This is a genomic window from Mycobacterium pseudoshottsii JCM 15466 (assembly GCF_003584745.1).
Classification (GTDB): Bacteria; Actinomycetota; Actinomycetes; order Mycobacteriales; family Mycobacteriaceae; genus Mycobacterium; species Mycobacterium marinum.
Genome location: NZ_AP018410.1, coordinates 5,866,442 through 5,879,431, shown reverse-complemented (window position 1 = coordinate 5,879,431; position 12,990 = coordinate 5,866,442). Strand labels below are relative to the sequence as shown.

Genomic DNA, 12,990 nt, shown 5'->3' with positions numbered 1-12,990 from the left:
AAGGGCCGGCGCAGGACCAATGCCGCCGCGACGAATGCCACGACTACGGTCGGCGACTTAGGAGACCATGAACGACGATTCAGAGCTGGCTGAATGGATCAGCGAGCAGCATTGGCGGCAACCAGTGCAGAGCACCGCAATGACCGTCGCAGACGGGGGCCGGTTTCGGGTCACCCGAGTCGGTGCGGGTCAGGGATCTCCGGTGGTGCTGCTCCCCGGGATGTTCGACAACCGTCGTCTGTATTTGTGGCCGGGTGGGGGTGGGCTGGCCGAAGCACTGGCCGATAGCGGCCTGGACGTATGGATCGTCGAGCGGCGCGGAGCAGGTGGGGTAGCCGTCGATACCGGGGTCCGCGCGGGCTGGGAGGAGATGGTTCGCATCGATCTGTCGGCCGTCCAACGGCTGATCGCCACCCACAACGGTCGTCCGGCATTCTGGGTGGCGCACTCGTTTGGTGGGGTGGCATTGGCCCGCGCCGCCGCACAGACGATGCAACAAGCGCAGGTCGCGGGGCTGGTGTTGGTGGAAAGCGCCGTCGATATCCCGTTGCTGGCGAATCGGGTGGTGGCCGCGACCGTGCAGGCCAGCATGTGGCGCGGTATGTTCCCGGCCCGGCTGTTTCGGCTCGGTCCCGAAGACGAGCCAGTGGCCGCCTTCCAAGACGCGATCTCCTGGGGCCGTGCCGAACGCGCTGGCGGCGAGTTGTCGGCGGCGCTGCAGGCCGTACACGTGCCCGCACTGGCCATCACAGCTCCCCGCGACGTCATCGCCCCCGCTGGGCGCTGCAAGCGGCTTGCGCAGGCATTCGGCAACGCTGACCGGCGCATCCAATCCGCCGCACGCCGCCACGGATTCGCCCGCAATCACAACCACGAATCCCCGCTGCCGCATCCCTCGGCGAGTGCGGACGTGTTTCCGTTCCTACGTGACTGGTTTTCCGCGCGCCTCGACGAGTGCCCGCCGGACACCGCGGCTACCGCCCCGGTCGGGCGGCACCGCCTGCAATACACCGTCGAACTCGACGCTCCACCTGAGTGGACCTTCGACGTGCTCACCCACCATTGGGCGACTTTGTGGCCGGTACGCCACCGGCGGGTGCGGGCCGGGGTGCATCCCCGTGCGCCGGACGGTCTGCGGTCGGTCCGGGCGCAACGCGCGTTGGGCGTCTGGCCGATCCAGGAGGAGATTGTCGGTCACCGGCCGGCGCGGCTGATCGAATATCGGACCATTCGCGGCCCGGTGCGCAATCATTTCGGCCGCATCGAACTCACCGCCGTCCCCGGACGCGGCACACAGCTGGACTACTCGATCAGCTTCGACACCCCGGCGTGGTTGCCCGGGCGCTTGCTGGCCGCCGTGCTGGATGTGACCTGGCGTTTCTACAGCCTGCCCCGGCTACGGCACCAAACCGGCGGCGGCTGATAGGCAAAGCACCAAGACGGGTTGGGTTGATACCGCTGGCGGCGCTACACCCAGTAGGGCACCCGCGCGCGGTATTGCCGCATCGCGAACGCCGCCAGCACCCAGCCGACGATCGTCAGTGCGATCACCACCAGCCAGTGCCTCAGCTCTTGATGGGCACCCAGCAATGGCGCGCGGACGATGTCGAGGTAGTGCAGCAGGGGATTGAGTTCGACAATGCGTGCCCACCGGCCCGCGCCCTGGCGGTGCAGGGTCTCGTCGTTCCAGATGATCGGCGTCATGAAGAACAGCAGCTGCACCAGCGAATTGAGCAGCGGTGCGATGTCGCGATAGCGAGTCGCCAGGATGCCGAAACATAATGACACCCATACACAATTGAGCACGATCAACCCCAGCGCCGGCACCACCGACAGGTCCGCCCAGGACCACGGCTTGGGAAAGATGATCGCGACGACGAAGTAGATCACGATGTTGTGTGCGAAAAAGATCATCTGCCGCCAAACCAGCCGGTAGACGTGCACGCTCAACGGTGCCGGCAGCTGTTTGATCAAGCCTTCGTTGGAGACGAAGACGTCGGCGCCGTCCAGGATGGCCGCGTTGATCAGATTCCAGATGATCAGCCCCAGGGTGACGTAGGGCAGATGTGCGGACAGCTCGAGGTGGAAGAGCTTGGAATACAGCCCGCCCATCGCCAGGGCGGTGGTGCCGGTCGCGATGGTGATCCAGAACGGCCCCAGCACCGATCTGCGGTAGCGCTGTTTGATGTCCTGCCAGCCCAGGTGCAACCACAGCTCGTGGCGCCGAAAGCCCTCCAGCAGGTCACCCCGGGCGCGGGCGAACGTCCTGGACTGGGCCGCCGCGTCGATGAACGTCATCTGGATCCTCCAAGATCGGGCTTTCCGAACTTCTCGTGACGCCCCAAGCGGCGCAACCGAATCCACTCCCGCAGACCCTTGGGGTCGTGGCGGGTCACCAGGAAGAACCAGCCGAACCTCAGCCACTCTTGGGGCAGCAACTTACGCAGGCCGGGCTGAGACAACACGTAGCCGCGGTTGCGGTAGGTGAAGAACCGTTTGCCGGGGTCGTCAGGGTATTGGGTGTGCATCCGGCCGCCGAGGATCGGTTTGAACTCGTCCGATCCGCACGGGTGCAGATAGGCCGTGTCCAGGCAGGTTCCGAAGGGTAGTCCGGACCGAACCAGCCGGCGGTGGATCTCCACCTCGTCACCCCGGATGAAAAGCCTCAGGTCCGGGACGCCGATCGCTTCCAGCGTCGACGCGCGGAACAGCGCTCCGTTGAACAGCGAGGCTATTCCTGCCAGCAACTCCTGGCCCGCCTCGGTGCGCAATTCGCTGGCGTGCCTGCGCCACACCAGGCCACGCCGCAACGGAAAGGCCAGGCGCTGCGGGTCGTCCATGTTGCAGACGACCGGCGACACTTCGGCCAGCCCGTACTTTTCGGCGCATGCCAACAGGGTCGCCAATACGCCGGTGTCCCGGGGGCGCCCGTCGTCGTCGGCCAGCCACACCCAGTCGGCCCCCAGCGCCAGCGCGTGCAACATGCCGAGCGCGAAACCGCCCGCGCCGCCGAGGTTTCGACGTGACTTCAAGTAGGTGGTGGGGATCGGTTGTCCCGCAACAAGATCGCCAACCCGGTTGGCGCCGGAGTCCTCGGCAGCGTCGTTGTCGATCACGATCAGGTGATCGGGCAACCTGGTCTGGGTGCTCAGCACGTCCAGCGACTTGGCCAGCTCATCGGGGCGCCGGTGGGTGACCACGACGGCGATGACGGTGTCACTCATCCCCGGAAGCTTTGTGCGCCAGCGGCTGTTGAGCGACGTTGTCACGCTGCGTTTCGGCCAGCACGTCGCGCACGTGGCGGGCCGCGTCTTCGCCCTCGTAGGCCCGCACGACGTCCTCGATCCCGCCGCTGAGCTTGATCTCGCCGTGGTCGATCCACATCGCCGTCTTGCACAGCCGCGCCAGGAACTCGTTGGAATGGCTTGCAAAAACCAGGATTCCGGAACGCTCCACCAAACTCTGCAGCCGGGACTGGGCCTTCTTGAGGAACTCCGCGTCCACCGCGCCAATGCCTTCGTCAAGCAGCAGGATTTCCGGGTCGATGCTGGTCACCACGCCCATGGCCAGCCGGACGCGCATGCCGGTGGAATAGGTGCGCAATGGCATGGACAGGTAGTCGCCCAACTCGGTGAATTCGGCGATTTCGTCGACCTTGGCCAGCATCTGCTTGCGGGTCTGCCCCAGGAACAGGCCGCGGATGATGATGTTCTCGTAGCCGGAGATCTCGGGGTCCATGCCGATCCCCAGGTCGAAGACCGGCGCCACCCGGCCGGTGACCTTGGCCAGCCCACGGGTCGGCTCGTAGATGCCGGACAACAAGCGCAGCAGCGTGGATTTTCCGGCCCCGTTGTGGCCGACCAAGCCGACCCGGTCACCGTGTTCCAGGGACATGGTGATGTCCCGCAGGGCCTCGATGACGACGACGTTGGAGCTGTTGCGGCCGATGGAACCGCCGGCCTTGCCCAGGAAGGCCTTCTTCAGCGAGCGCGACTTGGCATCGAAGATGGGGAATTCGACCCACGCGTCGCGGGTTTCGATCCGTGGCAGTTCAGACACGGTCTAGAGGTACTGTCCGGTGCCGTGACCGTGGGGTCCCGGTTTGCCGATGCCTGGAGGCAGCGCACCCTGGCGCATCTGCTCCAGCTGCGCGCGCGCTGCCATCTGTTGGGCGAACAGGGCGGTCTGGATGCCGTGGAACAGCCCTTCGAGCCATCCGACCAGTTGCGCCTGTGCGATGCGCAACTCCGCGTCCGACGGCGCTGAGTCCTCGTTGAACGGCAGGGTCAGCCGGTCGAGCTCTTCGCGCAGTTCGGGTGCCAGACCGTCTTCGAGTTCGCGGATGCTGGTGGCATGGATGTCGCGCAACCGGTTGCGGCTGGCTTCATCTAGCGGTGCGGCCCGGACCTCTTCGAGCAGTTGCTTGATCATGGTGCCGATGCGCATCACCTTGGCGGGCTGTTCCACCAGGTCGGTCAGTGAGCGCTCGTCGGAGTCTTCGTCGGTTACCGCCATGAGCCTCGGGTCGATGCCACCGATGACCTCGACGTCCTCGGCCTCCGGGTCATCGTTGCCGGTACTCAATCCAGTCACCATCCTCTTACGGACCTACTTGGAGTGCGTCTGTGCGGTCTTGCCGCTCCACTCGTAAATTCGGGCTCCACCGTTGTCGTAAATTTTCTTCCACGACGGGGAATTCTCCAGAGAGACTAGCCCGTCGGGAACGGCGAACCCTCTGACCGTCGGGCTGCTGGTCAGGATGTAGCGAATATTGAGCACCTTGATCGACTCGACTACCCGGGGATCGGAATCGCCTCTACCTGCGTAGGCCCAGAAAATAAACCGGTGGTATCCCGGCCCCTGCTGCACGGGATAGTCGTAGTGGGTCCACAACGGATGCAGACCCGCCACGGCGTACATCCAGGCGGTGCCGTCGGTGTTGGCATTGCCGATCATGGTGTCGCGCGCGCCGGGCAGCGTCGCCAGGTACGCCATGGCGTCGAGGTCCTTCTGGTCGATCATCACCGAGTCGTACTTGTCGCCGAACAGGAACCGATGGCGCGGAAAGTAGTGCCAGGTGCTGACCAGGCAGACCCCCAGCAGTAGCGCCACGGTGACCGAGACCCAGAACGGTTGGGGCAGTGGCCGGAATCGATCCGTGAGTCCCCGCGCCGCCGCCACCACCAGCGTGACGATCCAGAACAAAGCCACGCCGGCCATCAGCATCAGCAGCAGCGTGGTGGCGGCCGCGATGCGGCGTGGATCGTTGTAGAAGAACTCGCCGAGCGACCCGGCCATCGCATCGATCGGACCGCCCAAGGGGGTTCCCGCATTGACGTTCATGACGACCAGCAGCAGCCACACCGCCAGCGGCCACCAAATCTTTTTGATCAGCAGAATGAACCCGCCGATCGCGGCCAGCGCAATCAGCGCGTACTGCACCGGGAAGTCGTTGAGATGGCGCGAATGCTGGAACACCGCATCGAACACGCCCCGCTTCTTGCTCAGGTAGGTGAGAAACGAATGCCCGGCGATGATGTCTTCCTGCTGTTCCACGCTGATGAACTGCGGCAACATGATCAACCCGGAAATCGCGGCCACCCCCGCCAGCGTCGCCAGATCGGCCAGCCGGCCCCGCACCGGATGCCACAGCGCCTCGAACAACCACCAGGCTGCGACCAAGAGCACGACCACCATGCCGCCCGCGATGTGCACCGACAGCACCCCCACCAGTGCCAGCACCGCTATCGGAATGCGGTCGCGGTGCCGCGGTGTCGAGGTGATCAACACCATCGCGGGTACCGCGACGCCGTAGGAGGCTAGATTGGGCATGGCCGCGGTGCCGAATTCCACGTAGGGCAGCGCGGTGAACGATGCGGACAGCGCCGCTGCTGTCGCCGCGGAGCCCGCGGTGCGCCATTCCGTCAGGTGGCCGCGCATCGCGCGCCAGGTCAGCGTTGCCGCGCTGACCGGAAACAGCCAGATCGCTGCGGCCAGCGAGTTCAGTGTGTAGCCGGTGGTGGGCGCCGCGCCGGTGAGTTGGCAGAACACCGTGGTCAGGCCATGAAACACCGAGGGGTAGTACAGCAGCGCATGGGTTTCGACGTTGCGCAGCTCGCCCATGTGGGTAGGGGAGGCCTGGCCGGTGTCGAGAATGAAGCGCACGGTGTTGGCGTGCCAGACCGCGTCCCAGGTGCTGGGGATGGACTGCCAGTGCGGGATGCCCCGGTAGGCCGCCCAGGCAATGAACAGCGTCCCCAGCGCCACGCCCGCCGCGACGGTGAGCGCCGGGCCGCGGCTGACACCGCGGGCTTCTGCCTCCTTGTCGCGAAAGCGGCCGAGTAGCAGCTGGAAACCCGTTACCGCCGCGGCCACGACCGCCAGCGCCAGCAGCGCTGTCCAGCCGTTCCACGGGATGCCGAGCGCGCCGTAGGGGACGATCGCCAGTGCGATCACGCCGTAGGTCAGCGGCGGGCCCACCGCGATAGCGATCGGCCAACTGAGCTGCGCGATACGTGCGATGAGGGTCCCCGGCGCGATCAGCAGGATCAATGCGATCAGCGTTCCGAACCACAAGGTCACTCGACTATTATGGCGGGGCCGGGTGACCTGGCTCCGGAAGCCGGAACGGTTGGAATGTCTGGAACGATCCGGGCCACCCGCTAAACGTCACCAATCCGCGTGAGTGGCTAGATTCTCTAAGGTGGCAGGCATGGCATATGACGTCGCCCGGGTGCGTGGACTGCACCCGTCCTTGGGCGACGGGTGGGTGCATTTCGATGCACCCGCCGGCATGCTCATTCCCGATTCGGTCGCGACCACTGTGTCCACGGCCTTCCGGCGTTCGGCCGCCAGCACCGCGGGCGCGCATCCGTCCGCCCGGCGCAGCGCCGCCGTGCTGCAAACGGCGCGGGAGGCGGTGGCCGATCTGGTCAACGCCGACCCGGCCGGTGTGGTGCTGGGCGCCGACCGTGCCGTGCTGTTGTCGGCACTGGCCGAGGCGTCGTCCTCACGCGCGGGGCTGGGGTACGAGGTGATCGTCAGCCGCCTCGACGACGAAGCCAACATCGCCCCCTGGCTGCGCGCCGCCCACCGCTACGGGGCCAAGGTGAAGTGGGCCGAGGTCGACATCGAGACCGGTGAGCTACCGACCTGGCAATGGGAGAGCCTGATCAGCAAGTCGACCCGGCTGGTCGCCGTCACCTCGGCTTCGGGAACCCTGGGCGCGGTCACCGATCTGCGGGCGATGACCAAGCTGGTTCACGACATCGGCGGCCTGGTCGTCGTCGACCATTCCGCCGCGGCGCCCTACCGGCTTTTCGACATCAAGGAGACCGAGGCCGACGTGGTCGCGATGAACGCGGTCGGCTGGGGCGGTCCGCCCATCGGGGCGATGGTCTTTCCGGAACCGGCGCTCATGCACAGCTTCAGCTCGGTGTCGACCGATCCGCACGCGACCGGCCCGGAACGGCTGGAGACCGGTTTACACCAATTCGGATTCCTGGCCGGTGTGGTCGCCAGCATCGAATACCTCGCCTCGCTCGACGAGTCGGCGCGCGGAACGCGGCGTGAGCGCCTGTCGGTATCGATGCAGTCCGCGTCGGCCTACTTGAACCGGATCTTCGACTACCTGATGGTCTCGCTACGGTCGCTGCCGCTGGTGATGTTGATCGGCCGACCGGAGGCGCGGATACCGGTGGTCAGCTTCGCGCTGCAGGACGTGCCGGCCGACCGGGTGGTGCAGCGCTTGGCCGACAACGGCATCCTGGCGGTTTCCAACTCCAGTTCGCGGGTTTTCGATGTGTTGGGCGTCAACGATGTCGGCGGCGCGGTGACCGTCGGGCTGGCCCACTATTCGACGATGGCCGAAGTGGACCAGCTGGTGCGTGCGCTGGCCTCGTTGGGCTGAGCCCGGGGGTTGGGGGTTTCCCGACGGCCTACGTTCGGGCTAGCCGTCGACGGTGAGCAGGATCTTTCCGTAGCTCTGACCTGACAGCAGCAGTTGATGCGCCTGTGCCGCCTGCCCGATGGGCAGTCGGGAGCCGATGATGGGCCGCACCCGGTTGCTGGCGATCATCGGCCAGACCGAGGCCGTCACGGCCTGGGCGATCACGGCCTTGCCGTTCGGACCCTGCAGCGGCCGGGCCCGCAGCGTGGTGCCGATGACGCGAGCACGTTTGGTCAGCAGTTTGCCCAGGTTGAGTTCCGCTTTGATCCCGCCCTGCATGCCGATGATCACCAGCTGTCCGTCCACGGCCAGCGCGTCGACGTTGCGGTCCAGGTAGGCCGCGCCCATGATGTCGAGGATCACGTCGGCACCCGAACCGTCGGTCTCTTGCTTCAGGCGCGCCACGAAGTCCTCGTCGCGGTAATTGATGGTGATCTGGGCTCCCAGATCGCGACACAGCTGCAGCTTCTCGGACGACCCCGCGGTGACCGCCACGCGGGCGCCCAACGCGGTGCAGACCTGGATTGCGTGGCTGCCGATGCCGCAGGCGCCACCGTGAATCAGCACCAGCTGACCCGGCCCCAGGTGCGCGGTCATCACCAGGTTCGACCACACCGTGCAGGCGACCTCGGGCAGCGCCGCGGCGTCGATCAGGCTGACTCCGGGGGGCATCGGTAGCACCTGGCCGGCCGGAACGGCCACATACTCGGCGTAGCCACCACCGGCCAGTAGTGCGCAAACCTCTTGTCCAGCAGACCATTCCGTGACACCGTCGCCGATATCGGTGATGGTGCCGCTGACTTCCATGCCGATGATCTCGCTGGCTCCCGGCGGCGGGGGATACTTGCCGGCGGCCTGCAAGACGTCCGCGCGGTTGACGCCGGCGGCGGCGACCTTGATGACCACCTCGCCTGCCCCGGCCGTGACATCGGGTACTTGCTGCCAAACCAGATGATCCGCGGATTCGGCGACGATGGCGTGCACGAACGCCACGCTACTACCTCGGAATCGGGCCCAGCTACCCTTAGCAGCGGTGGCGTGGCAGAGCGGCCTAATGCACTCGCCTTGAAAGCGAGAGACGGCTAAAACCGTCCGGGGGTTCAAATCCCTCCGCCACCGCCATGTGATCGATCGAGCCGTCGGCGACCGTGCTGGTGGTCGCGCTACCGCGTGGTCGCGCCCTATGCGGAGCTCAGTAGCGGCTCAGTAGCGGTTCAGTAGCGGCTCGATAGCAGCCCGGTAGCGGCTCAGTAGCAAGGCACCCGGACCGCACTTCCGCGCGGTGAGCATTCGGCTGGCACGGCCCGCACGTGCCGTAGAGACTTTGCCGGCCGAGGATTTTCGTGAGCAAGATCGACCCCCGGCAAGTTTTCGGCAGCGCCTTTGAGTATTCGCATCTACGCATTCTTGTTTGAGCATTCGCGGCTGGGTATTCGCAACCGAGTAGTCGCATTTTGGCATCTTCCGGAGTCCCGTAACTTCGGGATCAAAACCCCGGCGACGCCACCGTTGCTGTCACGAAAAACTGTCAATTGGAGGGCATTTCGTATAGAAAGTGGTGGCAGAAGGCGGCCGCTGCACTGCCGCGCATTTGGTTATTAATGGCACCCCTCGAGGACAGGGAGAGCATTAGTGAATTTCTTGGTCGATCCGCCGGAATTAACGTCGGCGCGAATTTATTCCGGTCCAGGTTCGGGGCAGATGTTCTCGGCCGCGCAGGCCTGGGATGGGTTAGCTGCGGAGTTACGCCTGGCGGCGTCCTCGTTCGAGTCGGTGACCGCAAACCTGATGGCTGGGGCCTGGCAGGGCGCGTCGGCGACGGCGATGGCGGCAGTAGCTACTCCCCATGCGGGACTGTTGCAGGGCCTGGCGGGCCAGGCCGAACAGGCCGCCGCCCAGGACCGGGTAGTGGCAAGCGCCTTTGAGGCGGTGCGCGCGGCCACGGTGCACCCGGCCTTGGTCGCGGCCAACCGCGCTCAGTTTGTGTCGCTGGCGCTCTCGAACATCTTCGGGCAGAACGCGCCCGCGATCGCGGCGGTTGAGACGGACTACGAGGAGATGTGGGCGCAGGACGTGACCGCGATGGTCGGTTATCACTCGACCAGCTCGGCGGCCGCCGAACAGTTGACCCCGTTTCATCGGATGTTGGCGGGCCTGTCTGGCCGGTCGGTCAGCTCGGCGGTGGCTGGCGGTCGCCTCGGCGGCTTTGTCATCCCGGGCCTGTCCATCGGCAACCGTGGCCTGCTGAACCTCGGTCTCGGTAACGCCGGGAACCTGAACCTGGGCTGGGGTAACGCCGGCAACCTGAACCTCGGCAGCGGAAACACCGGTGGAATCAACCTGGGCAGCGGCAACACCGGTAGTTTCAACCCGGGTTGGGGAAACGCGGGCAAGCTCAACCTGGGCAGCGGCAATATCGGCAACCTCAACCTGGGTAGCGGCAATATCGGCAAGGGCAACTTTGGGATTGGGAATACCGGCAACTTCAATCTCGGCGGCGGCAACACCGGCGGTCACAATTTCGGTAACGGCAACAGCGGCAACCACAACGTAGGCGGCGGAAACTACGGAAATTCGAATTTTGGCAGCGGGAATATCGGTTCCGGAAACTTCGGCTTCGGGAACTCCGGCAACAACAATATTGGCTTCGGCAACAGCGGCAACAACAATATCGGATTCGGTCTGACCGGAGATGGTCAGATAGGCATCGGCGGCCTGAAATCGGGCTCCGGAAATATTGGTGTCGGGAATTCGGGCAACAACAATATCGGCTTCTTCAACTCGGGTGACAATAATGTCGGTTTCCTGAATTCGGGCAGTGAGAACAAGGGCTTCATCAACTCGGGTCTTGGCACGGGGCGAGGCCCGAACTTGAGTGCGGGCATTGGAAATTCCGGCGACCTCAACACGGGCCTGTTCAACTCGGGTGGGTCGAGCGCGACTACCAACACCGGTTGGTTCAACTCGGGTTCCCACAACACGGGCATCGGAAACTCCGGCGATACCAACACGGGTTTCTTCAACTCCGGGAACCTCAATACGGGCTTGTTCAACTCGGGTGACGTCAACACGGGGCTCTTCAATTCGGGGAACAACAACTTCGCCGCCTTCAATTCGGGGAACAACAACTTCGCCGCCTTCAATGCCGGCAGCACGAACACCGGCAGCTTCAATGCGGGAAGCTCGAACACACTGGCCTTTAACTCGGGCGACTCGAACACCGGTTACGCAGGGTCGGGTAACTACAATACGGGGGGTTTCAACTCGGGGGCCAGTAACGCGGGCTTTTTCGACTCCGGGGATCTCAATACGGGCATCGGCAGTCCAGTTGATCAGAACGTCGCGAATTCGGGATTCATGAATACCGGAACCGGAAACTCGGGAATCAGGGGAACCGGTGACTATAACTCCGGATTCGCTAATAGGGGAACTTATAACTCGGGTGCTGACAGCGCCGGGCACGAGGCCGGGATGACCAGTAACTCGGGCGTTCTGAACATTGGAAGCAACAATGCGGGATTCCTGAACTATGGCAACTATAATTCCGGATTCAGAAACACCGTCTACCCATCGGGAACGCCCGTTGGGAATACTTCTGGATTTGTCAATGTGGGAGCGGTCAATTCGGGATTCTTCAGTACCGGGACGGGCGATTCCGGCTTCGGGCAATTAGCTGACTATTCCTCGGGTGTGCTCAACGCCAAGGACTACATATCAGGTTACTTTCACTAAAATTCGCGGGCCCCGATCGGCGACATCACTCGACGGTTTTCGGGGGAATCTCAGCGGTGATGGCATTCTTGAGGGCGACGTAGCGTTTGGCGTCGGGATCCCTGCCGGGCTTTCCGCTGTTGATGAGGCCGACCGATAGCCCGCGGTCAGGGTCGGCCCAGGTGGCGATATTGACCAGCCCGAGATGTCCGAAGGCCGCCGGTGCATTTCGGCCGAACGGTCCGAATCTGTTTGAACCCAACATGAATCCGGTTCCCCAGCGCAGGGGAGCGAGTCCCGTCGCGAAATCGGGCCGCAAACGCCGGCATTCTGTGACCGCGCTGCGCACCGTTTCGGGCGCCATGATCCGAACCCCGTCGAGTTCGCCACCGCGGCGCAGGATCTCCATGAAACGGGACAGCTCGTTGGCGGTCGACACCGTGTTCGACGACGGGATGATGGTGCGCAGGAACAGCGGCTTGTTCGTGTAGGGGATGACCTCGTGCACGGTGCCGCCGATCGCCTTGCGGAACGCCGCGGCGATCACCGGGGGCAACGGGCGCCCGGTGGCGTGGCTGGGCGCCACCAGCGGGAGGTCCTCCTCGGCGACGCCGAAGTTGGTCCAGCGAAAGCCCAGCGGGTCGAGGATCTCGGTGGCAAGGATGTCGCGAATCTCCTTGCCGGTGGTGGCCCAGATGATCTCGCGCATCAACGGTCCCCAGGTCAGCGCGTGGTAGATGTGCACCAGCCCCGGCGGGTAGAGCGGCCGCAGCTCGCCCAGCTCGCCCAGCTCGCCCAGCTCGCCCAGCTTGCGTGCGGCGTACTCGTGGTCGTCGGCCCGGGTGACGTCGGGGCGGGGCCCGGTGGGGAAGGGGACGCCGGCACTGTGGGTCAGCACGTGCCGGATGGTGGTGCGGTCTTTGCCGTGGCTGGTGTAGCTGGGTATGTACTCGCAGACGCGGTCATCGAGCGAGAAGTGCCCGCGTTCGGCCAGCATGTGCACGACCGTGGCGGTGATGGCCTTGGCCGAGGAATACGTACAGAACGGTGTATCGGTGCTGACCGGGATTTTCTCGGCGTCGGGCGCATCGCTGGGTGCGTTACCCCAGCCGTGGCCAATCGCCCGGTTGAGCACCACCCGGCCGTTGTGCCTGATGCACAACTGGATCGCCGGATGCATCCCGGCTTGGTACCAGTACCGAGTGGCCTGCCAGATCCGCTCGATAGCCGCACTGTCGATTTCGGAGTGATCTTCCGCACCGAGCGCCGTGACGGCGTCAAGGTCGGCCGGGACTCGAATCCTGCCGTCTTCGGTCATATTCGCCACACCG

10 protein-coding genes and 1 tRNA gene are annotated in these 12,990 nt (G+C 64.8%); 4 read left to right on the top strand and 7 right to left on the bottom strand.

Translation table 11 applies throughout. The features are described from left to right. Nucleotides 1-67 precede the first annotated feature (67 nt). Nucleotides 68-1,423 carry an alpha/beta fold hydrolase gene (locus MPSD_RS26975; protein WP_020785572.1) on the top strand — a complete coding sequence of 452 codons (1,356 nt, stop codon included), beginning with the start codon at nt 68-70 and terminating at the stop codon, nt 1,421-1,423. A gap of 44 nt (nt 1,424-1,467) precedes the next feature. Here the strand turns inward: MPSD_RS26975 and wzm are convergent, their stop codons facing one another. From wzm to MPSD_RS26950, 5 genes are read right to left on the bottom strand one after another with little or no spacing between them, the layout of a single operon-like run. Next, nucleotides 1,468-2,298: a galactan export ABC transporter permease subunit Wzm/RfbD gene (gene wzm / locus MPSD_RS26970; RefSeq protein ID WP_015357615.1), complete on the bottom strand. Its 831-nt coding sequence runs from the start codon at nt 2,296-2,298 to the stop codon at nt 1,468-1,470. Continuing rightward, nucleotides 2,295-3,224 (bottom strand): galactofuranosyltransferase GlfT1, encoded by a 930-nt coding sequence (gene glfT1 / locus MPSD_RS26965; RefSeq protein WP_020785573.1) that lies wholly within the window; start codon nt 3,222-3,224, stop codon nt 2,295-2,297. The genes wzm and glfT1 overlap by 4 nt, the downstream gene beginning before the upstream one ends. Continuing rightward, nucleotides 3,217-4,059, bottom strand: coding sequence for a galactan export ABC transporter ATP-binding subunit Wzt/RfbE (gene wzt, locus MPSD_RS26960; protein ID WP_015357613.1), 843 nt, complete (start codon nt 4,057-4,059; stop codon nt 3,217-3,219). The genes glfT1 and wzt overlap by 8 nt, the downstream gene beginning before the upstream one ends. A gap of 3 nt (nt 4,060-4,062) precedes the next feature. Then, nucleotides 4,063-4,596 (bottom strand): bacterial proteasome activator family protein, encoded by a 534-nt coding sequence (locus MPSD_RS26955; RefSeq protein WP_012396839.1) that lies wholly within the window; start codon nt 4,594-4,596, stop codon nt 4,063-4,065. Nucleotides 4,597-4,608: 12 nt separating this feature from the next. Further along, on the bottom strand, nt 4,609-6,582 hold the full coding sequence (locus MPSD_RS26950) for a DUF6541 family protein (protein ID WP_020785574.1): 1,974 nt from the start codon (nt 6,580-6,582) through the stop codon (nt 4,609-4,611). 130 nt (nt 6,583-6,712) lie between these two features. On the opposite strand from MPSD_RS26950, the gene MPSD_RS26945 reads away from it, so the two are divergent. Next, complete coding sequence (locus tag MPSD_RS26945) at nt 6,713-7,909, top strand: cysteine desulfurase-like protein (protein ID WP_020785575.1); 1,197 nt, start codon at nt 6,713-6,715, stop codon at nt 7,907-7,909. Between the two features lie 39 nt (nt 7,910-7,948). Here MPSD_RS26945 and MPSD_RS26940 read toward each other — a convergent pair whose 3' ends face one another. Continuing rightward, nucleotides 7,949-8,941, bottom strand: a complete 993-nt coding sequence (locus MPSD_RS26940; protein ID WP_015357610.1) for an NAD(P)H-quinone oxidoreductase — start codon at nt 8,939-8,941, stop codon at nt 7,949-7,951. Nucleotides 8,942-8,980: 39 nt separating this feature from the next. Between MPSD_RS26940 and MPSD_RS26935 the strand changes: the two genes are divergently transcribed. Together MPSD_RS26935 and MPSD_RS26930 are read left to right on the top strand one after the other, a co-directional pair. Next, nucleotides 8,981-9,070 (top strand) — tRNA-Ser (locus tag MPSD_RS26935). A 510-nt stretch (nt 9,071-9,580) separates the two neighbouring features. Further along, on the top strand, nt 9,581-11,680 hold the full coding sequence (locus tag MPSD_RS26930; protein WP_086085657.1) for a PPE family protein: 2,100 nt from the start codon (nt 9,581-9,583) through the stop codon (nt 11,678-11,680). A gap of 25 nt (nt 11,681-11,705) precedes the next feature. On the opposite strand, the gene lipE is transcribed toward MPSD_RS26930, so the two are convergent. After that, the gene (gene lipE, locus MPSD_RS26925; protein WP_086085658.1) at nt 11,706-12,977 is read right to left on the bottom strand and encodes a lipase LipE; all 1,272 of its coding nucleotides are present in this window, start codon (nt 12,975-12,977) and stop codon (nt 11,706-11,708) included. Nucleotides 12,978-12,990 lie beyond the last annotated feature (13 nt).